Genomic DNA, 23874 nt, shown 5'->3' on the forward strand with positions numbered 1-23874 from the left:
CCTCCTATAAAGATATCCCTACTACTTCATACTTTATAATTCCATCAGGCACTTCAACTTCTGCAACCTCGCCTATTTTTAAACCTATAAGCTTTCCACCTACAGGACTTTCATTTGAAATTCTTCCTTCAAGAGGATCCGCCTCCGCAGAACCTACTATTAAAAATTCTTCTTCTTCTCCATCAGATAAATCTTTTACTTTAACTGTTGAACCTATATTTACCACATCAGTATTTAAATCTGTTTCACTTATTACCTTTGCATTTCTGACCATAGTTTCAAGTTTTACAATTCTCTCCTCAACTTGAGCTTGTTCATTTTTTGCTTCATCATATTCTGAATTTTCAGATAAATCTCCGTACCCAAGTGCGACTTTTATTCTCTCTGAAACCTCTTTTCTTCTAACTGTTTTTAAATATTCTATTTCAGATTCAATTTTTTCCAAACCTTCCGCAGTGAAAAATATATCTTTTTCTACCAAATTTATCTCTCCTTATATAAAAAATAAGGCGCAACACGCCCTTACAAGTTACTTACTTAAAAGTCTCACTAATTATAGTAAAAATAAAGGTCTTTGTCAAGTAAAGGCCTTTATTGCTGCATATATTTACATATTATTTCTTCTATTTCTTCCAAATTATTAATTTTATTTATTTTGTCCCTTAACTCTTTCGAACCTTTCATGCCTTTAAAATATCCTACAAAATGTTTTCGCATTTCAAGTATACCTATTTTTTCACCCTTATATGCACAATTTAACTTAAGATGACTCAATGCCATCTCTATTTTTTCTAAATCAGTCGGCTTTTCATAGTTATATCCAATTGATTTTTTATAAATCTCATCAAATATAAATGGATTTCCTATTGCTCCTCTTCCAATACTAACTCCACTTACTCCTGAAAATTTTATTTTTTCCATTGCATCTTCATAACTTTGAACATCTCCATTTCCAATTACAGGAATTGTAAGTTCATCTACAACAGATTTTATATAATTCCAATCCGAAAGTCCTGAATAATATTCTTCTCTCGTTCTTCCATGAACTGTTATAAATGAAGCTCCGGCTTTTTGTGCAAGTCTTGCAACTTCTATAGAATTTGTATTCCTTATTCCCTTTCTTATTTTTACAGAAACAGGAACATTTGAATTTTCTACAACACTCTTTATAATACTATATGCAAGATTAGGCTGATCAAGTAATGCGGAACCGTTATTATTCTTTACAATCTTAGGAGCCGGACACCCCATATTTATATCTATGCATGAAAAATTTAAAGAATTTAAGCTGTTCTTTACAACATATCCCATTATATCCGGATCATCTCCAAAAATTTGAACAGCCACATTTTTCTCAAATGGTGAAACTTTTAATAATTCATTAGTTTTTTTATCTCCATAATATAAAGCTTTTGCACTTATCATTTCCGTTACTGTCATATAGGCATTTTTTTGAGAACATATTTCTCTAAAAGCAATGTCTGTATATCCCGCAAGAGGTGATAAAATAGCTCCATCAATTTTTTTCTTCAATTAAATCTTCCTTATTCATATCATAAATAACTTTTAACCCATATAGAGTAAGAAACTTATCAATTTTTATATTATATTTTGAATCGGATGTAAGTAATGATGCAAACCCTCCGGTTGAAATTAAATTTATATTTTCTATATCCATTCCAAGCTCTAAAACAATCTTATCTATTATTCCATCAATCATTGATGCAAATCCATAATACAACCCTGACTGCATAGAACTTACAGTATTAGTACCAATAACGGAATCAGGTTTTACTATCTCAATTTTCGGAAGCTTTGATGTTCTCATAAACAATGCTTCTGCAGAAATTCCTATTCCCGGAAGTATTAATCCCCCAAGATAATTTTTATTTTCATCAATTACACAAAATGTCATTGCAGTTCCAATGTCAACTATTATACATGGTCCGCCATATTTTTTTACAGCAGCTACCGCATTTACAACTCTATCCGCCCCGACTTCTTTAGGATTATCATATTTAATATTTAAATCAAATTTTAAACTTTGATCTATAACAATTGGCTTTTTATTAAAATACTTAATAATCATGCTCGGTAACGAATGCATAATATTTGGAACTACAGATGAAATTATTACATCATCTATATCATTAATCTCTATGTTTGCATGAGCAAGCGTATTGTAAAATAACATACCATACTCATCAGATGTTCTTGTTTTTACAGTGGATATTCTAAAATCATGCACCAATTCATCATTTTTATACACTCCAAAAACTATTGTAGTATTTCCTACATCAATAACTAATAACATATAATTTCTTAACCTCTATATAACAGTTTATTTTTTTATAGTATATACATTTGATATGTTTTTTTCAAGACATTCTAAAAATTTATAAATTTTAGTAAACAATGTTGACAATTTGACATATTTGTTAACTGATTTTATAATTACAATTAATTATTTAGGAGGCTATTTATGAAAAATAAGACAAAAAGTTTAACAAAAATTGCACTTTTAACAGCACTTATCTGTGTGGGATCTGCAATAACGATTCCCATGAACCCGGTTCCAATCACATTGCAAACATTTTTTGTAATGATGGCCGGAGTATTGCTTACACCTGTTGAAGCATTTTTATCTGTATTCATATACATACTCTTGGGACTTATCGGATTACCGGTTTTTGCAGGATTTAATGGAGGATTTGGAACAGTATTTACGCCAAGTTTTGGATTTATAATAGGCTTTGCAATAGGAGCTTATGCAATAAGTTCAATCGTAAAAAATACAACAGATAGAAAAAAACTTCTCATCTCCCTTTTAATTGGACAAGTTATTTTCTATGCAATCGGTCTTCCATATATGTATGTTATATTAAATTCATTGGGTAAAGCGCCTGATAGTCTTTACACCCTATTAAGTTGGGGACTAATTCCATTTATCCCCGGAGCTCTTATTAAAACTATTGCCGTTGTAATAATTGCTCCTAAAGTAAAAAATGCACTTAATAAAATGTAAAAAGCAAAAACAAAAATTGAACCTCTATCAGTAGATAAAAACTTACTGATAGAGGTTCAATTTTTGTTTACAATTTCTATTGAATAAAATTAAATAATTTAAAAATCTACTTCTGTATCATAATATGCTGCCTTAAGCAATTTTTCCATTTCCTCTTGAGTTGGAATTCTTGGATTAGAACCTGTACAAGCATCTTCAATAGCAAGTTTTGCAATTTCAGGAAGTCTTTCTAAAAATACATTTTCAGGAACAAATCCTTGCTCTACAGGGTAACTATCTGCACCATAATTTTTAATACAATGAGGAATATTAAGCTTATCATTCATATTGCGACAATATTCAATCAATAAAGCAACTTTCTCATCATCTGTATTTCCACCTAATTTCATATAATCAGCAATTACACCGTAACGTTTTTTAGCTGTTTCATCTTTTGCATTAAATGCGATAACTTTTGGAAGATACATAGCATTTGCAGCGCCATGAATTATATGTGCACCATAATCACTAAATGCAGCACCTGTTTTATGTGCCATAGAGTGAACAATTCCAAGAAGAGCATTTGAAAATGCCATACCTGCAAGACATTGTGCATTATGCATTGCATGTCTCTTTTCCATATCTTCATTATATGAACCCTCAAGATTTTCCTGAATCATTTCAATAGCATGAATTGCCAACGGATCTGTGTAATCACAATTTGCTGTAGATACATAAGACTCAACGGCATGTGTAAATGCATCCATTCCTGTATGTGCCACAAGTTTTTTAGGCATAGTTTCTGCTAATTCCGGATCAACAATAGCTACATCAGGTGTAATTTCAAAATCAGCTATAGGATATTTTACGCCATTTTCATAATTTGTAATAATTGAAAATGCTGTTACTTCCGTAGCTGTTCCTGAAGTAGAAGATACTGCACAAAAATGAGCTTTAGTACGAAGTTTAGGTAATCCGAATACCTTACACATATCTTCAAATGTACACTCAGGATACTCATATTTAATCCACATAGCCTTTGCAGCATCAATAGGAGAACCGCCGCCAATAGCTACTATCCAATCAGGCTTGAATTTAGACATCGCTTCTGCTCCTCGCATAACTGTTTCTACAGATGGATCAGGTTCAATGCCCTCAAAAATTTCAACCTCCATACCTGCTTCTTTCAAGTACCCCTCTGCTTTGTCTAAAAATCCAAATCTCTTCATAGAGCCCCCACCTACAAAGATCATTGCTCTCTTACCTTCAAAAGTCTTAAGTGCTTCTAAAGAACCCTTTCCATGATATAAATCTCTTGGTAAAGTAAAACGTGCCATTCATATTACCCCTTTCTATATTCGTTATTATTTTAACAATTATATTTTAACATATTTACAGTAAAAATCAATAATAATTTTATAATTTTATTTTTTTATTATAATATAGTTTATTTTCATCTTTTGCTAAAATGTTTTTAACTTAAGTTATACAGAAATTTTTTATTTGTAATTGTATTTCTAATTTTCTACATCTCTTTATAATAACTTTAATACTTTATCCTCATACTTTTCTATGTAATTTTCTTTAAAGATTAAATTTATTATATTCTCATAGCCATTAATAGAAAGCGAAGATGAAAAATTCTCTCCCCGTCTTTAGATATACCTTGATTTACCTGTACCCTTATGGGTGAATATTTTATTTAAAATATTTATATTACCACCTCCTAAAATTAGATATAAAAATAGCACCCATCTAAACGAGTGCTAAATATAATTTATTTTATTTCAAGTATTCCTAGATACTCATCTAATCTTTCATTAACATAAGAGGCAAATAAACTCTCCATTTCACTTAAATTATTTTTTACGTGATATTCATCAAAAGCATCATAATATTTTATTCTATCTGTAAATTTAATATCTATCGGCGGAATACCTTCTTTCATAAGTTCAAGATTAACTAGAAGTCTGCCAGTCCTTCCATTTCCATCAATGAATGGATGAATCCCCTCGAATTCTATATGAAATTTTGCAAGTTTAGTTATTATATGCTCACTTGATGATTTATAATTTATTAAGAGTTCTTCCATTTTAGGCTCAATTAAATATGGTTGCACAGGTTCATGACTTGCACCCATTATACGAACTGGAACTTTTCTATAAACTCCCCTATCTTCTTTTTTCTCTCCTAATACAAGATAATGAATTTGCTTTATTACACTCTCTGTTAATTCTCTATTTTCTCTAACTAAATCTACAACAAAATAAAAAGCTTCTTTATGAGAAACCGCTTCTATATGATCTTTTAATGGTTTTTTATCAATAGTGAGTCCTCTAAGAACCATATCCGTTTCTCTTAAAGTAAGAGTGTTTCCTTCAATCGCATTTGTATTGTATGTGTATTCAATCATGAAATCTTCTGTTAGCCTTGACACTTCTCCCTCTGTAAGAGGTCTTAGTGTGTTTAATTTTGCTAATTTTTCATCAATTATCGGAAGAAGAGTTTTAGGCCTTGTAAATCTTTCATCTGTCGGCTTTATCGCATTAGATGGAATTTTCCATGTCTTACCTTCTTTATAAGCATTAGGAATTCTTCCTTCACTGCATAAAATTCTAACTCTTCTTTCTGATATGCCCCATTTTTTTGCAATTTCGCTTACTCCTATAAACATACCCTTCCTCCTTTTCATAATTTATGATATTATTTCATCGGAATAATGTCAAGGGCATCGGAATATAATACCTCAGTTTTAGGAATAATAGTAATGGATATTAAAACACAATGAGTCCTCTGTCATCATACACAGATTCACTAGTATCATTACCACATCTTATTGCTCTATCAAGAGCCATAATTGTAGCAATTACTCCATCTATATTTTTTGTAGATTTTTTCTTGTATATTTTTATGTTTCCAACATGGTCTGCTCGTATAAATATATTATCCATTTTATAACCGGATTACCTCCATGATCTATTTTTCTTTTTTATTAATTATAAATTTTTCCATTTTGAAACTAAATCTAAATATATTTTACTATCCCCCCATTTTTATCAAGTTTATTTATAAATATTTCCGTTTCGTCTCTATTCCTAAATATGATGACAGTATGGTTAGCGGATATTTCATCTAATAAATTATGTATATTTATTTCAAACAATCATCAAATTTTTATTCAAATATTCTGCAATTATCTTAGCTACATATCTTTAATATGTCTGATATAATATTCGTGGAACAAGCTCTTGTAACATATGAAAGGGTGTTTTTTATTAAAATCAAAAGACCCGACTTGGTATGCATTGTTAAAAGGCATGTCGGGTACTGTTGTTAATTATAATATAATTATATATTTTTAATAACATTTTATCTGTAAATATAATTTATAATTATATTAAAAAGTGATTTTATAACATTTAATAAATTAAACTTATCAAATCCTGAAATTATTAAAAGAATTAAGATTGGATACAAACACCATAAGACATCTATGAAATGCAAATGTTTTTTGGTAATCTCTTGTAACAAGACTATAAGATTAATTATGATTAAAATAAAATGTATAATAAGTAATACCGCAAAAAGTAAATCTATAATAATAGTTGCTATATTTTTTATACTATCCGTCTCATAGACATAAGAAAATCTTTCGGCAAATTTTACAAAAAATATAATAAAAAAACTATTAATAAATGTGAAAATAAAGTTGCTCTTCTAATATTCTTAAAATCCTGTATCATAATCCCTATCTTATCTCTTTATAAATATACATAGTGTCTATACACCTTGGAATATTCTAATACCAACCAGTTCCCTAACGACTTTTCTTCAATAAAATATCCTAAAAATCATTAAATTCAGTAGTTTCCTGTCAGATTTTTTCATTTTCTTGACATCAATGCTACCGTCTCCACATGCGAACTTTTGTCCAAACTTCCACATATAAACATCAACATAAAATATATCTATGAGGATTATTTTCCTATTTTATTGCAAACCATCTTCTATCACGTTTTGTTCCGATTCTTTCGATGACTTTTTCATTTTGTAAGAAATAAATGTTCGCTCTATGGTTCTTTTTGTTAAACCAATTTAAATTACACGCTCATCTGAAGTGGAAGCTGAATTTTCAATAAGTAAAGAAACAACTTTCTTTTCAGATTTGTTCAAACCAACATTTTATTTAGCTTTATTATCTAAATATTCATTAAATGTATAAATATTTTCTGATCCAACTATATCGATTAGAAAATTTCTAAAAGTGGAATTAAGAGGTATTGAAACAAATAAAAATAATCTTTTCTTTGGTCTTGAGCAGCATACATAAAACAAATTTCTATTTCGTTCATATGATGCCTCTTTACCTACTGGTATTGGAACTTTCCCAGTTATCATAGGTGCATAAGTCTCAAATTGGTATTGGTTCCATCCTTTACTGATAACGAAGACAACATTATCGTATTCTTCGCCCTTAACACCATGTTCTGTCGAAAACTCTGATTCAGGGTACAGAAATTCAATTGCCGCCTTAAATTGACTGTAATCTAAATCTAAAACATCCCGGATTGTTGCATCCAATCCATAGATTGTATCAGGGGCATCAAAATATAGATGGTAGTATCCACCAACCAATGATGGAATAGGCACCAACTTTGTCTCTACGATAGTGTTGATAACATCAATGGCTCTGCCATTACGGGCTTTCTTTAGCTGCGACTCAAACTCTTTCCATTTCATCTTCTCAGCTTTTTTCGTGATAGGATATCGTCTGATTCCAAGCGTATCAAACAGAAGTTGCATATTTGATGTGCTGAGTGCTTCATATATCGGTTCAACGATATTCATGAAGAATAGCAAAAATGGATCTTGTTTATCTCTGAGTCCATCATCAATAATGGCTAATAGACGCTCATATCCTTGCTGTGTGGCAAGAACCTTATGAGTAATCATCAAAATTTTAATATTTTCATCCTTTGACGCGTTTTTCTTGATGTGTTCTGAAAGCTGGAACAGTCTGGATTTCAGTTCTTCTGCGGGGAGATCGTCTTTGAATGTACGTTCTGTTCGACGTTCTCCAGAAAAATCATCGCAAGTCACAACAACTACTTCACCTTCAAAATTATCTATTGCAGATTGTTGTGGTAAATCTGGGCGAATATCATTTAATAGCTTCACAATTCTGGGAGCTGATCTAAAGTTTGAACCCTTTTTGATTTCCTGAAGATTGCTGTGCTCTATCGCACCGCAAGCGTTGTTGGTTTGGTAAATAGTTTGCCATGCATCTCCGAAAAAGCCAAATTGTGGGCCTACTCCTTCTGCAATAAAAAAGTTTATAAAACGTGTGATAATCGGTTTGTAGGAATCTTGGTATTCATCAATTAAAATCAACGGGTAATTGTCAGAGAAAACACGGCGAAATTTTGCATTATCCAGCAGAGTACAAAAAAGCTTCAAAACATCATTATGGTGCAAGTAATGAACTCCTTGGGATACATAACGGTGTCCTAAAGTATAACGAATCTCTAACACCTTGCTAAAGTCCGTTTCCGTCGTTGTTAATGACGCATCGTTCTCGATAATGCTAATAAGGGTACTTTGATACTGCTTGATTGCATTCCAAGCAAATGAATGGATTGTCAACGGAAGAATAAATGAATCTTGGGATAAGCGCTGCGAAATCACATCAACAGCTGCATTTGTATATGTAATACATATTACATTCTGCTTTTTTCGGCGATAATCATTCCACTTATTTGCTTGAATCCATTCGATTACACGGTTTAGTGAGTAGGTTTTTCCAGAACCAGCGCCTGCCTCCACGCGGAAGCTACGCCCAGCCTTGAGTGCACAAATTATTTGTTCGTCGACTTTGTCTGCTTCCGCCTTAGCTATGTTATAGTTTAAACATTCATAATTCTTAGACAATTCTCAACACCTCCTTATTCAAGAACTCGCTGCTGATTAAGCCATATTAAACCATTTTTAATATATTGAGGAATAGAATAATTGGGATTATTGCAAATCAGATTGAGTGCAAAGTCCGTCTTGCTTTTCTCAGTAAACTCCAAATCTTCTTCGGCAACAGGTTCTGTGAACCCATAATGACTACGATTCACATTCATGATGGCTTCTTCCAAAGATCTGCCACATATCCCATTTTCCGAAGTTTGATATTCAATATGACATTTCCCCAGAGTCTTTTCTGCATCTGTTGCAGCGGTGATATCCGCAAGGTAAATCTTATCTTTACTATTCTGCGGAATACCCTTAATTTTGCGCATCCACCATTTTATTGTTGCATTGGAGGTGGTCTTACCTTTGCTGACAACAGCCTTTGTTCTGCCATCTATCATAGAATCTATATCCGTAAGGATTAAGCAAGGGAGTCCGAGGAAGTCTGCAAAAGGTATGAATTTGTATGCGTATGCTCCTCCAATTTCGATCAAAGCATAATACTGTGCGGGCAGTTTATATTTTTCTGAATCAAACAGTTTTTCTTTCTCACATTTCTCTATCATGTCCGGTAGCAGCAACCGCTCCGAAGCACCCTCAACAAAAATGATCTTATCTGCAAAGAACAAATCGCATCTGCTAAGTGTAAGGTATTTCTTGATGAAATCCATGTTGTCAGCATTTTCTCTCGCAAAAATATCAAGGTTCTTATAAACAACTCCAGATTTAGACTTTTGCGCATACCGGATTTTAGAGAAATCCATAGTATTCGCTATATGTGCAGAGTGAGTAGTTAAAAACGTCTGAATATGAACAGTTGTAATTTTATCGAGGAATTTTTCTAAATGCTCCGCAAACGCATGCTGCATTTGAGGATGCATATGTGACTCTGGTTCTTCAATGAACAACAATGGAATACAGGCGTCTCCCTTTTTCTCAACATCTCGTGCAAACGCAGCCAAGAGAAATTCCATTTTAATCAAATTCTTGTACCCCAGTCCGTTATGGGAGCTGGGCAGGCTTTCGTCATCGGTGCCAGAGCTATATGAAAGCCGTGTCTGGTTTTTTATTTGATCATCAATTTTTAACTCAGTAGTAACACCAAGCTGCAATTCTTCAACATTAGGATATCCAAAACCAACTGCCTTGCTGACTAAGTCACTGAGTATTCGATCGCTTTCTTTTTGCACATTTTTGTTTGCACCATCAACTACTGCACGGAGTTCTTTGACTTTCTCTGCTATATCAGGTGTCAAATCTTCCTCGTTCAAGCTGAAATAGTCCGCAATCAACGAACTAAGGGACTCGTTCTTTTGAGTACCATCTTCTCCAAGTATGCGTTCTGCAGGAATCGGATAATAAGGGAAAAGGTCTTCAAGTTCTCTATGACTTTTAACTTGCCGATCTTCTAAATTCTTTGGATTAACCGCATAGATAATTAAGCCAAACAACCTCGAAAAATTGCTTGCAAGCATAGCGTGCATTTCCTCTGCTTTGGGCGCAAATTTATCATTACTATAGCAACTATCCTTAAACAGTTCCCGCAGTTTGCTTTCGTCAGTTTTCAACTGATACTCCGCACGAATTAACGCTGCAGTGGTATCCACATCAACGTCAATAATGAAAGGTGATAATGCCCCCAATTTTGTATCTGGATCATCCAATGAATAATCAACTACAAACTCTATAGAAATAGGTTCTATTCCTCTGCAGAAATCTTCATAACTTAATTTTTTCTCCATGAACTGAAAAATCAGATTGTAGAGGTTTTCTCGCTTTGATATAGGATAATCATTATATGAAAAATCGTTTCCTTGCAGCACGGTGTTGATACAGTTACTACAGGAAGTCTTGGCAGTATTATTCCTGCCAACAATAAGGGTTGTTTTTGCATCGACATCCAATTCGGCATCAATAAGCAATCTGTAGTTTTTAATCTTTATCTTCGATAATCGCATTTTAGCCATCCTTTCACTAATTTTTTAACTTTAACATTATTCCATAGGCTTAATCTTTTCTTCGAAAAATCAATTTCATCTTCTGATAATTTATATTTATATAATATTGCTCACCTATTGCTAAAATAGACTTACTCTATTCAATATTTAATTATTAATAGGATACTAAACTTAAACATTTTCAAATACTAATTTTGAAATTTTAGCTTTAGTGAACATCTATTAGATCATCTGAAAATATCTAAACGCATCTTTTATTGCCTCTTCTTTTTCTATTGGACAAATTGGTTGTTTTAAGTCTTCTTTTTTAGGTTTATTATAATTTTCTCTTTCTTTAATTCCACATTTTTCTTTTACTTGTGCTATATATAAATTAGATACCTTAAATCCAAACTTCTTAAAAACATAGTTTTGAATTTGTTTATAGGTTGCTTTACTCTCTGCACTTGTTAAGTCCATATCATCCATCGGAAGTTCTACACTAATATATTTCTTTGAATCTAGTTTGGAAAGCAACACGATTGTCTCAACATGAACGCTATTGCAAAACATATCAACAGGCTGAATTTTTTCTATTTTATATTTTTCTTTTAATAGTTTTAAATCTCGTGCTTGCGTTGATGAATTACAGGATATATATGATATTTTTTCCGGCATAATTTCAAGTAGTTTTTTTATTAATTTTTCATCTAATCCTGCTCGAGGCGGATCCAATATTATTTTATTCGGTATTATTTTTTCTTCATCCAACAACTTTTCAAGTATTTCTTCAGATTTCCCGCATATAAATCTCACATTATCTACCGAATTAAATTCTGCATTTTTCCTTGCATCTTCAATTGCATTTTCAACTATCTCTACACCAATAACTGTCTTGGCATTTCTTGCTGCAAATAGAGATATTGTTCCTATTCCACAGTATAAGTCAAAAATTATATCTTGCTTATTAATTTCAAGATAATCAATTGCTTCTTGATATAGCTTTTCTGTTTGAGTTGTATTTACTTGAAAAAATGAAACGGGAGAAAGCTTGAATTTAAAACCGCAAAGCTCATCTGTTAAATAGTCTTCGCCATATAACTTCTTAAATTCTCTGCCAAATCTGAATTTATTCGATGTATTTTTATTTTCAAATATTCCGCAAATTTTAAGTTCAAGCAGTTCTGATAAAAGTTGATTTACTTTCTTTATTTCGGACTTTGTAACGAGAACTATAAATAATTCTCCAAGTTTATTTTCTCTTATAATTATACTGTCAACGCTGTTTAAACCCTTCCAATTTTTTAAAATTTCTATTGCTCTATTTATCTCTTTTCCTGCAATTAAGCAATGTTTAATTGAAATTAAATCTTTCGAATTTTTAGAAAAATATCCTATTTTACCATCTACCACTTTTAACTGAATATTATTTCTATAGTAATATGGATATTGCATTCCAATGGTATTTTCCACTTTACATTCTATATTTCCAATTCGAAGCATATCATTATTAACTTTTTCTTTTTTCCATTCCAGTTGTTTTTCATAGTCATATTCTAAAAAGTCACAGCCGCCACATTTTCTTATATATGGACATTTTGATTTGACTCTGTATGGCGAAGGTTCAAGTATCTTTGATATTTTTGCTATAGAGTATTTTTTCTTGTCTTCAACTATCTCTGCAAGTACTTTATCTCCTATTACTCCTCCGTCCAAAAACACCGCTTTTTCATTATATTTTGCAAATCCTCTGCCTTTAAAGTCAAAATCTCTTATTAAAAATTCCATTTTATTTATTTACCTTCAGCACAATTTTTTCAGGATACAGTTCAACTAATTTATCTTTATATAATGAGCCCTCAGCTCTTTTAAATGCAGATTTTGTAAGTCCTGTTACTTCTTTTATAAGCTCCGGATCCGACTTATCTCCAAGATTTAAAACTCCTCCGTTATCTTCAATGAGCTCAAGTAGCATTTCTGCATCATAGTGCATTTGCTTATAAGCTTTTTGTCTAAGTGTCAAAGTTATTCTACCGTCTTTTAATATTCTTTGGATTCTGGTTTCAACTTCTTCTCCAACTCGGTATATTCCCTTAAGCTCTTCTTTCAAAATCATTCCGTCATATTTATCATTTATTGCAACATGAGCTCCTTTTGAGTCTATTTCATAAATAGTTCCCTTAACTATGTCATTTACCTTAAATTCATCATTCATTGAGAGTTTATCTTTTATTTTCATTGTTACACATAATCTGTCGGATCTGTCAATGTATAACTGCATCAAGTATGATTGATGTATATCAACTCTGCCTATAGTTTCCTGATATGGCAAAAATATATCTTTATCAAGACCAATATCCACAAAATAGCCAAATTTTGTCTTGTCTGCAATTTTTAATTTTGCAACTTCTCCCACATCTAACAATGTTTTTTGAATTGTCGCTACTCTATTATCCTTTGAACTGTCATATATAAATACGTTTAATTTTTCTCCGACTTTCAACTTGTCATCAAACTCTTTTAACTTTATATCTTCTTTACCATTCGTAAGAATAATTTCTTTCTTCAATACTTTTTTTACTTCAAGTTCACATCTTCCAAGTTTCATTCCATATTCCTCACAATTTCTTTTACTTTTTCATTACCGCGTCTTTGTATATTATCTCTTAAAACAGGATAAAAATTTACTTGTTTTAATGCTTTAAGACTAATTGCCGTAAATTCCTCATATGCACCTAAATCTGTTATTATTTTTATTGCAGCTCTAATATTTTCAAGAGAATAAAACTCTGATAGCATTATCCCAAACTTCATAGCTTCTATGGTTCTTGTATCTCTCATAAGTAAAATTGACATTCCCACAAGTTTTTGTTCATTAAAAACTTCCATAGAAAAAATATATTTCTCGAATTTTCTAATTATATCTTCCGCTCTATGATATTGAAAATAGTTACAGAATTTTTCTACCGCTTTATTTTCTCTCTCATAATAATCAAGTAATGCTGTCTTTAGTTCATCAATGCTGAAATCTGACGATTTCTCTACAAAATAAGAATTTAAACATATACTTCCTTTTTGTCCGCTTTCCTCAAAATCTAAAATCTCATCATATATGCTTTTTTCTCTATTCTCTTTTCTTTTAAACACGTTCATTACTTCTCACCAAATTTCAAACCGCTAAGCTTTGCTGCCAGTGAATTATTAATTTCATCATCCGACTGTTTACTTAAATATCTCTTAACTTCAGATTTCTTCATCTTGTTTTTATTTTCAGCAAATTTTTTATCCACACTGTCCTTCGATTCTCTATATCCACAAGTTTCACAAATATAATTTTTATTATCCATCAATAGTTTTAGTTTCTTATGGCAATTTGGACATCTAACATTTGTTATAATACTCAATGTTTTTCTGTTTCCACAATTTGTATCTTGACAAATTAAAAGCTCTTTATCTTTTCTATTTACTTTAAGCATTAATTTGCCGCATAATTCACATTTTATATTTGTTAGATTTTCGTGTTTATATTGGTAATTGCTGTTTTTTATTTCTTCAATATTTGCAATTGAAAATTCTTTTATCTCTTTTAAGAAATTTTCATCTTTTAGTTTTCCCGACTCAATATTCTTAAGTTTCAACTCCCAATCCGCAGTTAGCTCCGGACTCTTTAATTTATTAGGTACAAGTTCAAGAAGCTGCCTTCCTTTTGATGTTGTTCTCAAATAATTTCCGTTATTCTCAATTAAATCAGTGTTGTAAAGCTTTTCAATTATATCTCCTCTTGTTGCAACTGTTCCTATTCCTCCGGTTTCTTTAAGTGTAGATGCTTTTTGGGAGCTTATATTTTTTACAAATTTTTGAGGATTTTCCATAGCCAAAAGAAGTGAACCTTCCGTAAAATATGCAGGAGGAGATGTTTTTTGAGATGATTTTTTTATATCAGAAATCTTCAATATATCCCCTTTTTTAATTTCATATAATTTTTGATTTTCTTCTTCATCATCTTCAAAACTGTCAATAGCTTTATATCCCGGATTAATATCTATAGTTCCCCTTGCAACAAATTTATGTCCTGAACTACTTGCATAAATTTTTATTTCTTTATATTCATATGGTTTCATCAAATTCGACAAGAATCTTTTTGCAACAAGGTCATAAATTTTTATTTCTTTGTCATCTAATTCATCAATCCTAAGAGGTTGTTCTGTAGGAATTATTGCATGGTGATCACTAACTTTAGAATCATCTACAAAATTTTTTGATGCATTGATTTTTCCCGTTAATATTTCTTTTATATATTTTCTGTAACTGCCGGTATTCATAGATTTAAGACGTTCTGAAATTGTAGGAACGATATCTTCTGTTAAATATCTTGAATCCGTACGAGGATATGTTAAAATTTTATGCTTCTCATATAAATTTTGCATTATATCAAGTGTTTGCTTAGCTGAATATCCATATCTGACATTAGCATCTCTTTGTAAATTAGTAAGGTCATATAATTCTTTAGGATACTTTTTCTTTAATTTTTCCTCAATATCATCAATTCTTATGCTGCCGCCTCTAACATCATTTAATATTTTATTTACTTTATCTTCCTCATATATTGTCATTGAATTATTATCATCAATATAGTTGAATGTCATTTTATTTACAATCAATTTGAGTTTAAAATAATCTTTTCCGACAAAAGAGGTAATCTCATCTTCTCTCATTTTTATTAAATTAAGAGTAGGAGTTTGAACTCGACCGCATGACAATCTTGCATTGTACTTCATCGTTAATGCACGAGATCCGTTAATTCCAACAAGCCAATCCGCTTGGGCTCTTGATAGAGCAGACAAGTATAAATTGTGATATTTTTCAGCTGGTTTTAAATTCGCAAAGCCTTCTTTAATCGCCTTATCAGTTACAGAAGAAATCCAAAGCCTCTTTAAATTCTTCTTAGATCCTGACATTGTGAGAATTAGCCTTGCAACAAGTTCTCCTTCTCTCCCCGCATCGGTTGCTATTACAATTTCATCAATATCTTTTCTATTGATAAGCTCTTTGACTATATTAAATTGTGCCCTTGAACTTTTTATTACAGATAGTTTCATTTTGTTTGGAATTATCGGAAGATCTTCTAAATTCCACTTTTCATATCTCTTATCATATTCTTCCGGTGTTGAAAGTGTCACTAAATGTCCAAGTGCCCATGTTACTATCTTATTATTCGATTCAAAATATCCGTTATTCTTTTTAGTTACATTTAAAACTCTTGCAATATCTCTCCCTACAGACGGTTTTTCTGCAAGAATAAGTTGTTTTTTCATATTATTACCTCTCTTTTAGCTTAGAATATTTTATCATATAGAGTTGAATTACTAAAGGTATATTTATTTTAAGTTATGTAATTCTCAAGAATGTACAACAAAATAGAGATACAAAATGTATCTCTATTAGTATGCATAAATTATATTATCATTCCGATTAAATTATGAGTAATAAATATACTTTCTATCCAAATTTTATGAAAATAGAAAATACATATTTACTTCCTAATCATTATTTGTTTTTTTATTTGTTTTTTCTTTATTGTAATTTTTCTTTTCTCTTTCTTTTTTCTCTCTTATCACATCAGGATCACCTTCACCTATTACTACTACTTTATCCTGTGCGATGTAATTTGAGCTTGATATTTTTTGAGTTTCTACAATTTGTCCATCTTTAATTATATTTTTATAAGTGACATAACTGTATCCCTTTGCACCCGGTTTTTTCACTTCCTCTTTACCTTCTTCTATTGCATCCGAATACTGTGTAATTACATTAGGTTCAGTAACTGCAAGTAACTTAGGTTCAATTTCAACTTGATAGTCTCGATCCGCTTTATTTCCGAATATTTGAAATTTAAGCTCATTGCCGTCTGCAAATGCCTTGAAATATATATTATGATTTAAGTTATTTCTAAACTTTAAATCTTTATATCCTTGAGAAACTGCCGCATCTGTTCCAAGCGGTACATATGAAATAGGTCTTGTATGATTATATCTCTCAACAATATCCAAATCTGCCCTTATAAGTGCATTATATAATGTGGTTGATACTTGACATATTCCTCCGCCAACACCTCTATCAAACTCTCCGTTAATTATAATTCCCGCATCTTTAAATCCCGTTAATAAACTTATATCTCCAACAACATTATTAAATGAAACCTCTTCTCCAGGTTTTAATATAAAATCATTAAAGTGACTTGCACCCAATGCAATGTTATCTTTTCTGTTATCTTCCGATTTTGAATAATCTGTTGAAAATTCAGATAGAAGTCCATCTATACCTTCAAACTGCTTTATATACACAGTCGGTTCAGATTTTAAAATTGGAAGCTGTATATCTTCTTTTTTATCAATATCATGAAATATTAATTCCTTTAATTTTTTTGAATCTAAATATGAACCCTGCTCCTCTTTAGAAAGATTGAATCCATTTTCAGCACTATATGATATTTCAGCATTCTTAGGTTTTTTATATACCTTTTCAACCAAAAAATTAATTGTGGCATCTACTTTTTCAACGCTGAAGCTCTCCGACAATTCAATATTCTTATGAACGATCGATGTGTATATAATATCAAAAAAATTTTTTATTATAGAATTACTCCTGCCTATCAAGTAAGCTTCTTTAACTGCTGTTTCAACATCAAGTGTGTAGCCCAAGTCCTTATATGGTATAAAATAATTCATTTCTTCAGTTGAAAATTTTAATTTAGCATCTTTATTTTCTTCTTCCTTGGTTGATGTAATTTTTAATATTGCATCTTCAACTGATAGCTCTGATACATCTATATTAGATATCTTTATACCACGATGTATTTTTTCGCTTTTTGATTCATTACTATAATAAATAATTGCAATTCCAAGTAATACAACAGCTAATACTACTGATATCACTCTCTTGTTACTAAAGTGCATTACTTATTTCTCCCTTTTAAAATATTTACAATAACTTGAAATTTTACATTCTTCACAAATAGGATTTCTTGCTTTACATATTCTTCTACCATGAAAAATTAAAAGATGATGTGCTCTTGTCCATCTGTTTTTTTCAATTTTTTTCTGCAGAGCTTTTTCAGTTTCTAAAACGTCTTTCTCATCTACAAATCCTATTCTATTTGCAAGCCTAAATACATGAGTATCGACTGCTATAGCCGGAACTCCAAAACAAGTAGATGCTACCACATTAGCCGTCTTTTTCCCTACCCCGGGAAGTGACATAAGCTCCTCTATCGTTTTTGGAACTTGCCCGTCAAACTCCTCAATGATTTTTTTAGATGCCATTAAAATATTCTTCGCTTTATTTCTATAAAAGCCACAAGGCTTAATAATTTCTTCTATTCCAAAAATTCCAAGTTCAATAAAATCTAAAGGAGTATTATATTTTTTATACATATCTCGTGTAACAGAATTAACTCTCACATCGGTACATTGTGCTGAAAGAATAGTTGACACAAGCAGTTCAAACGGTGAATTATGCTCTAACTCACAATGTGCATCAGGATAACATATCTCTAATACATCAAGTACCTGCTCTGCTTCTTTTTTAGTTAATAATTTTCTCATATTCACCTACAACATTTCAATGTCGCATTCAATAATTTCCACATCATTAAAATTTTCAATAAAGTTTAAAACCTTATTGATAACTTCATCTGCAAAGATACTGTCATTTGAAACTACCGCTATCCCAATAACAGAGCTTTGCCATAAATCATTATCCTCCACTTCAGCTATGGAAATATTAAATTTATTCTTTAGTCTTTCAATCAAGGATTTTATAATCTTTCTCTTTTCCTTTAGACTGTTAGGTGAAAAGAGTCTAAGTTTTATTTTACATGTTCCCACAACCATAATTTTATTATATAACACAAAGTATAAAATTCAAACTAACTTTTTTCCCCATACAATCTCTAAAATTTATTCAATTATAGTATACTATCCCCACAAATATACTTTGTCAAACATCGAAGATACATTTTATAAAAATATTTATATAATTGTCGGTATTTTTAATTTCAACTTTAAATTTTAGTATATGAGATATATTAGTATCCATAATTAAATTTCAAAAAATAAAAGGCTACTCTAAAATTTAAGAATAGCCTTTTGTTTTTTCATGGATAAACAACATTAGTTCCGCTTAAAGTTACTGTATCTGACTTAACTGTATTGCCGAATTTATCTTTTACTATACAATAATATCTCCTTGATATAATTGGCAAACTGGTAGTATATGAACTATAAACAGCTCCGTCAATAGGTTCCGGATAATTCATAAGAACCATAGAATACCATTGGTATGTTAACCCAACTCCCTCAGCTTCAACAGATAAAGTCCAACTGCTCCCTGCACTTCCGCTCTGTCCCACAGGTTGTTTTGTAATCTTTAGAGGAATTGGCTGTACAGTTAATAAAGCCTCTCTTGTTATCACAGTATTGCCGTTTTTGTCTTTTATTATACAACGACACTTTGCTCCGGCAAGAGCCTCACTGACTACTACTCCAAGTCTATTTGTATTTATTCCGCTAATTCCCGATAAGCCTTGTAAACTTGAAAAAGAATATCCGGGCATTTGTCCTTCCCATTGATATGTCAAGCCTTCTCCTGTTGCAACTACTTCAACATATACAGTATCTCCAATCTTCGCACTGATATCCGAAGGCTCTACAAGAATAACCGGTTTTGTGTTTGAAATTCCTGTAACGGTTAAACTTACCACCTGAGATATAAGAGTGTTGCCATTTTTGTCTTTTACAACGCAACGCCCTTTTACGCCGTTAAAATTAGCAACTCCCTTTAATCTAAGTATGCTTGTATTGCTACCTGAAATTTCTGAAGAATCATTTAATTTTACAAATTCATTATTATTTAGACCTTCCCATTGATATGTTAACCCTTCTCCTTTGGCTTGAATTTCAAATGTTGCCCAACTTTCAAAACTTATAGTTTGATCTGTAGGTTGTTTTGTTATTTCAAATTCTTTATTTGTGCCTGACATAGAAAATGTTAATCTCTTACTCTTATCCATCATTCTTGAAAGTATAGCAGCTACTTCACTTCTCTTAATATTTGAGTTAGGACTGCAATTGTGTAATACATCTACTCCTTGAACAATTCCAACCTTATACAACTTATAAATTTCTGCTGCATTTGTCATTGTCATCGGCACATCAGGAATACTTCCATCTGCTATTGTATTTATTTCTGTCATCTCACTTGCAGGAAGCGCTTTTGCAAAAATTGCCATATATCCTGCTCTTGTTGCACTGGACATCCACGCTAATTCACCTGAAATTATCCCATTATTCTTAGCATAATCTACATAGGTTTGATACCATGGATTTCCATTTGTAAGTGTTACACTTCCCATAGTTGCCTTTTGATGCATACACGCTGCAAGCTTTACCGCCTCTGCATAAGTCATATTTTCGTCAGGTGCAAAAATCTTTTCACTTCTTCCGTTTATCAGACCTTTTTCATATGCTGAATTTACATCATTATAATACCATGCACTGGTTGGTACATCTGTAAATGACATAGCTTTTGCAAAGACACTTTGTGAAATTATCATAAAGCTCAGCGTAACTGCAACTGTCAAATAAAATACTTTAGTTCTCTTCATATTTATCACTCCTCCTTATATTTTAGTATTAAAAAGTACTATAATTAAAACTTTTCTTTTTTATATTATACCAAAAAATCGATTAATTGAAACTATTTTATTTATATAATTTCAAATTTTACTAATAAAAAAAGACACCACTCTTTAAATGATGTCTTATAATAGTTATATTGCATATAAATCTATTCTGCTTTCTAAATCTTTATTTCTTTCTCTTCGCTCCTTAATTTTTGCTCTTCGCTTTTCGTAATCTGCAATAAATCTTATCTCATCTTCTGTTTCTCCCTCTATCTTAGGAAGTGTTTCTCCGTCTTTCAAATCTAATGCAGCATATGTTATAAAAGCCATTGCTGCTAAATATCTATCCCCTGTTACAGAATTTTCTCCTATAAATTTTACAAATATTTCCATTGATTTAGCACCAACACCTGAAATATATGCCTCTCCAAATATAAAATCTCCAAGCCTTATAGGATTTAAAAAATCAAAACTGTCAAAAGATGCTGTTGTAACGCTGCCTCTTCTATGTTTTATTGCAACTACACCTGCAAGATTGTCCGCCCACTCAAGAAGTCTTGCTCCATAAACTGTACCTCCCTCATTTAAATCAGTGGGAAGTGTAGCGTGAGTAAAAAAAGCTCTGCTATATGAAGTTTTCTTAACACTATCTGTAAAGTTCTCTTGCAATTTGCGCTCCTACCTTTGCATTATTTTCAACCAAAGCAATATTTGAAACCAAAGATTTTCCACTTGTAACTTCAAGTACTTTTCCAAGTAAGAAAGGAGTTGTTTCTTTTCCAGTTATTCCCTTTTCTTTAGCTTCTTTTAAAGCAGATTCTATCGCACTGTTAATCAAATTTTCATCCATTGCATCTTCTTCCGGAATAGGATTTGCTACAAGTACTCCTCCTGAAAGTCCAAGCTCCCATTTTGTACTTGCCGTATTTGCAATTTCAGCTACGCTGTCCATTTTATAATCTAATTTATATCCTGATTTTCTTGTATAAAAAGCAGGCATATCATCTGTTTTATATCCGAGTACCGGAACTCCGAATGTTTCTAAATATTCAAGAGTAAGTCCGATATCAAGTATAGATTTTGCACCTGCACATACAACTACTATGTCTGTTCCTGCAAGCTCCTGTAAATCTCTTGAAATATCAAATGTTTCTTCAGCTCCTCTGTGTACTCCTCCTATTCCGCCGGTTACAAGCAACTTAATTCCTGCAAGGGAAGCAGTTATAATTGATGTTGCTACTGTAGTAGCTCCATTTAATTTATTAGCTATAATATATGGATAATCTCTTCTGGAGCATTTTATAATATCTTTTGATGTAGCCATAAATTTAAGTTCTTCTTCACTTAACCCAACTCTAATTTTTCCATTTATTATTGCTGTTGTTGCAGGAATTGCTCCATTTTCCCTTACTATTCTCTCACAAGCAAGTGCTGTTTCTAAATTTTGAGGATATGGCATTCCATGTGATATTATTGTTGATTCAAGTGCAACAATCGGATATCCGTTATCCATTGCATCTTGAACTTCAGGACTTATAACCATATACTTCTTCATCATTTCTCTACTTAACATTCTTAACTTCCCCCTCTATATTTTTAACAGTAAATTTTTCGCTGTTTGTCTTTTCAGACATAAGTGCTATTCTACTTGATGCAGTTGCAAATTTCATTCTTTCTGTAAGCTTATAATCTTTTATATAGGAATAAACATAGCCTGCCATAAAAGCATCTCCAGCCCCCGAGGCATTTACAATATCCATAGTATTTGAACTTACATGCAACATATCTTTTTCATCAGCATACAAACTTCCTTCATCACCCATGGTTATTACAACAGAGTTTACTCCCTGCTCAATTATTTTTTTAGCAGATTTTTTTGCATCTTCAAGGCTGTCTATTTTCACTTTACTTAAAAATTCAGCCTCATATTTATTCGCTTTTAAAAAATAAACATTATTTAATAATCCTTCAAGCTTTTCCGCTTTATTTACAGACACACAATCTACAAAATATTTTTGATTTATATTTTTAAATAGAAATTCAAGGGTTTCTCTTGTAAGATTTGTATCTACAATACAGCAAATCGCATTTTCAATCATTCTCTGTTTTTTTTCAATAAGCTCTGGAGTCAATTTATTTATTATTTCCATATCATTAATTGCAATATCCATATCTCTATTTTCATCTAATATGGCAAGATATACAGATGTATTACAATCATGCATTACAAAAATACTATCAGATTCAATTCCAAGTGAATTGAGCTCGTTTAAAATAAACCTGCCCTTGTCATCATCTCCTATTACAGAAATAATCGAAGTTCTCACATTCAGCCTTGAGATATTTTCAGCAATATTTCTTCCAACCCCGCCTGTTGATTGAATAATCCTTCCGGGATTTGAATCATTTTTTATCAATTTAAAATCAGAATAGCCTACTATATCTACATTAGCTCCTCCGACTACAACAACATACGGCTCATCTCTAAGCACATACTGTCTTCCCAATATATAACCTTGACTTGAAAGATTTTTTATGTGCGCTGCAACTGAAGATCTTTTAATATTTAATAAATCAGCTATCTCCTGTTGTGATATCGCAGGATTTTTTTTAATGAGCTGCATTATTTCATTTTCTCTTGGAGTCAAATAAATCACCTCTAAAACTTTGTTTAGATTATAAACTTTTAATTATTTTTCGTCAAGTTCTTTTTTCAAAATTTCATTATAACAATTTCTACAGAGCGGTTCATATTCTTCAGTGGCGCCTATTACAATTCTCTCATCACTTTTTGTCTTTCTATGAGAAACCCATGCATCAGCACCACATACTGTACACACTGCATGATGCTTATTTAAATAGTCGCTCCTTGACATAAGTTCTTTTACAATTTCAAAAGGCTTTGAAGTATAATCCATATCAAGTCCTGCAACTACAACAGTTTTTCCGGAGTTTAAAAGTTCATTTATCTCTTTTAATATTTCTTCTACTTCTCCGCCTAAAAATTGTACTTCATCTATACCGACAACTTCAAAATCACTTTTACTTACATACTTAACAAGCTCAAATATGTTATTTACCATTACTGCAGAAAGATATGTATTATCATGAGTTACAATTTTTTCTCTATCCGCTCTCGTATCAATAGATGGTTTAAATGCAACTGTCTTATATCCGGCTATTGCAAATCTTTTCATTTCTCTTTCAAGACTTGATGTCTTTCCGCTAAACATTGAACCTGTGTGAACAATTAATCTACCCTTATATTGATGCATAATTACCTCCTTATAATATAA

At 31.5% G+C, this 23874-nt stretch carries 21 protein-coding genes; 1 reads left to right on the forward strand and 20 read right to left on the reverse strand.

What is annotated here, in order from left to right; translation table 11 throughout:
- Positions 1–4: 4 nt before the first annotated feature.
- The 3 genes from greA to M915_RS02450 all read right to left on the reverse strand — a co-directional run bounded on the left by greA (position 5) and on the right by M915_RS02450 (position 2314).
- Positions 5–481 (reverse strand): transcription elongation factor GreA, encoded by a 477-nt coding sequence (gene greA, locus M915_RS02440; RefSeq protein ID WP_009222703.1) that lies wholly within the window; start codon positions 479–481, stop codon positions 5–7.
- A 110-nt stretch (positions 482–591) separates the two neighbouring features.
- On the reverse strand, positions 592–1533 hold the full coding sequence (dusB, locus tag M915_RS02445; protein WP_081689722.1) for a tRNA dihydrouridine synthase DusB: 942 nt from the start codon (positions 1531–1533) through the stop codon (positions 592–594).
- Complete coding sequence (locus M915_RS02450; RefSeq protein ID WP_009222701.1) at positions 1517–2314, reverse strand: type III pantothenate kinase; 798 nt, start codon at positions 2312–2314, stop codon at positions 1517–1519. Before M915_RS02450 ends, dusB begins: the two co-directional genes overlap by 17 nt.
- Before the next feature lie 168 nt (positions 2315–2482).
- On the opposite strand from M915_RS02450, the gene M915_RS02455 reads away from it, so the two are divergent.
- Entirely contained in the window at positions 2483–3025 is a 543-nt protein-coding gene (locus M915_RS02455; RefSeq protein ID WP_036729039.1) for a biotin transporter BioY, read from the forward strand.
- Between the two features lie 98 nt (positions 3026–3123).
- Here the strand turns inward: M915_RS02455 and M915_RS02460 are convergent, their stop codons facing one another.
- The 17 genes from M915_RS02460 to M915_RS02535 all read right to left on the reverse strand — a co-directional run bounded on the left by M915_RS02460 (position 3124) and on the right by M915_RS02535 (position 23853).
- Positions 3124–4341: an iron-containing alcohol dehydrogenase gene (locus tag M915_RS02460; RefSeq protein WP_009222699.1), complete on the reverse strand. Its 1218-nt coding sequence runs from the start codon at positions 4339–4341 to the stop codon at positions 3124–3126.
- Positions 4342–4781: 440 nt separating this feature from the next.
- The gene (locus M915_RS02465) at positions 4782–5678 is read right to left on the reverse strand and encodes a Fic family protein (RefSeq protein WP_036729041.1); all 897 of its coding nucleotides are present in this window, start codon (positions 5676–5678) and stop codon (positions 4782–4784) included.
- A gap of 100 nt (positions 5679–5778) precedes the next feature.
- On the reverse strand, positions 5779–5955 hold the full coding sequence (locus M915_RS07360) for a phage terminase family protein (RefSeq protein ID WP_235043751.1): 177 nt from the start codon (positions 5953–5955) through the stop codon (positions 5779–5781).
- A 1231-nt stretch (positions 5956–7186) separates the two neighbouring features.
- The gene (locus tag M915_RS02470) at positions 7187–8932 is read right to left on the reverse strand and encodes a UvrD-helicase domain-containing protein (RefSeq protein WP_036729044.1); all 1746 of its coding nucleotides are present in this window, start codon (positions 8930–8932) and stop codon (positions 7187–7189) included.
- A gap of 14 nt (positions 8933–8946) precedes the next feature.
- Positions 8947–10926, reverse strand: a complete 1980-nt coding sequence (locus M915_RS02475; protein WP_235043752.1) for an ATP-dependent nuclease — start codon at positions 10924–10926, stop codon at positions 8947–8949.
- A 213-nt stretch (positions 10927–11139) separates the two neighbouring features.
- Positions 11140–12684, reverse strand: coding sequence for a 23S rRNA (uracil(1939)-C(5))-methyltransferase RlmD (gene rlmD / locus M915_RS02480; protein ID WP_036729049.1), 1545 nt, complete (start codon positions 12682–12684; stop codon positions 11140–11142).
- Position 12685: 1 nt separating this feature from the next.
- Complete coding sequence (locus tag M915_RS02485) at positions 12686–13504, reverse strand: CvfB family protein (RefSeq protein ID WP_009222687.1); 819 nt, start codon at positions 13502–13504, stop codon at positions 12686–12688.
- Positions 13501–14049, reverse strand: coding sequence for a hypothetical protein (locus M915_RS02490; protein WP_036729052.1), 549 nt, complete (start codon positions 14047–14049; stop codon positions 13501–13503). The genes M915_RS02485 and M915_RS02490 overlap by 4 nt, the downstream gene beginning before the upstream one ends.
- The gene (locus M915_RS02495; RefSeq protein ID WP_036729055.1) at positions 14049–16211 is read right to left on the reverse strand and encodes a DNA topoisomerase III; all 2163 of its coding nucleotides are present in this window, start codon (positions 16209–16211) and stop codon (positions 14049–14051) included. Before M915_RS02495 ends, M915_RS02490 begins: the two co-directional genes overlap by 1 nt.
- Positions 16212–16436: 225 nt before the next feature.
- The gene (locus tag M915_RS02500) at positions 16437–17852 is read right to left on the reverse strand and encodes a VanW family protein (protein ID WP_036729057.1); all 1416 of its coding nucleotides are present in this window, start codon (positions 17850–17852) and stop codon (positions 16437–16439) included.
- Positions 17853–17855: 3 nt separating this feature from the next.
- Positions 17856–18500, reverse strand: coding sequence for an endonuclease III (gene nth, locus M915_RS02505; RefSeq protein ID WP_036729060.1), 645 nt, complete (start codon positions 18498–18500; stop codon positions 17856–17858).
- Positions 18501–18506: 6 nt separating this feature from the next.
- Positions 18507–18806 (reverse strand): DUF503 domain-containing protein, encoded by a 300-nt coding sequence (locus tag M915_RS02510; protein ID WP_235043753.1) that lies wholly within the window; start codon positions 18804–18806, stop codon positions 18507–18509.
- 245 nt (positions 18807–19051) lie between these two features.
- Positions 19052–20560: an S-layer homology domain-containing protein gene (locus M915_RS02515; RefSeq protein ID WP_051259770.1), complete on the reverse strand. Its 1509-nt coding sequence runs from the start codon at positions 20558–20560 to the stop codon at positions 19052–19054.
- 165 nt (positions 20561–20725) lie between these two features.
- On the reverse strand, positions 20726–21247 hold the full coding sequence (locus M915_RS02520; protein WP_009222680.1) for an acyl-CoA thioesterase: 522 nt from the start codon (positions 21245–21247) through the stop codon (positions 20726–20728).
- Positions 21225–22151 carry a pseudouridine-5'-phosphate glycosidase gene (locus tag M915_RS02525; RefSeq protein WP_036729062.1) on the reverse strand — a complete coding sequence of 309 codons (927 nt, stop codon included), beginning with the start codon at positions 22149–22151 and terminating at the stop codon, positions 21225–21227. The genes M915_RS02520 and M915_RS02525 overlap by 23 nt, the downstream gene beginning before the upstream one ends.
- Positions 22141–23235, reverse strand: coding sequence for a carbohydrate kinase (locus M915_RS02530; RefSeq protein ID WP_051259771.1), 1095 nt, complete (start codon positions 23233–23235; stop codon positions 22141–22143). Before M915_RS02530 ends, M915_RS02525 begins: the two co-directional genes overlap by 11 nt.
- Before the next feature lie 33 nt (positions 23236–23268).
- The gene (locus tag M915_RS02535; RefSeq protein WP_009222677.1) at positions 23269–23853 is read right to left on the reverse strand and encodes a thymidine kinase; all 585 of its coding nucleotides are present in this window, start codon (positions 23851–23853) and stop codon (positions 23269–23271) included.
- Positions 23854–23874: the final 21 nt, after the last annotated feature.

Source organism: Peptoniphilus mikwangii (assembly GCF_000468535.1).
GTDB lineage: Bacteria > Bacillota > Clostridia > Tissierellales > Peptoniphilaceae > Anaerosphaera > Anaerosphaera mikwangii.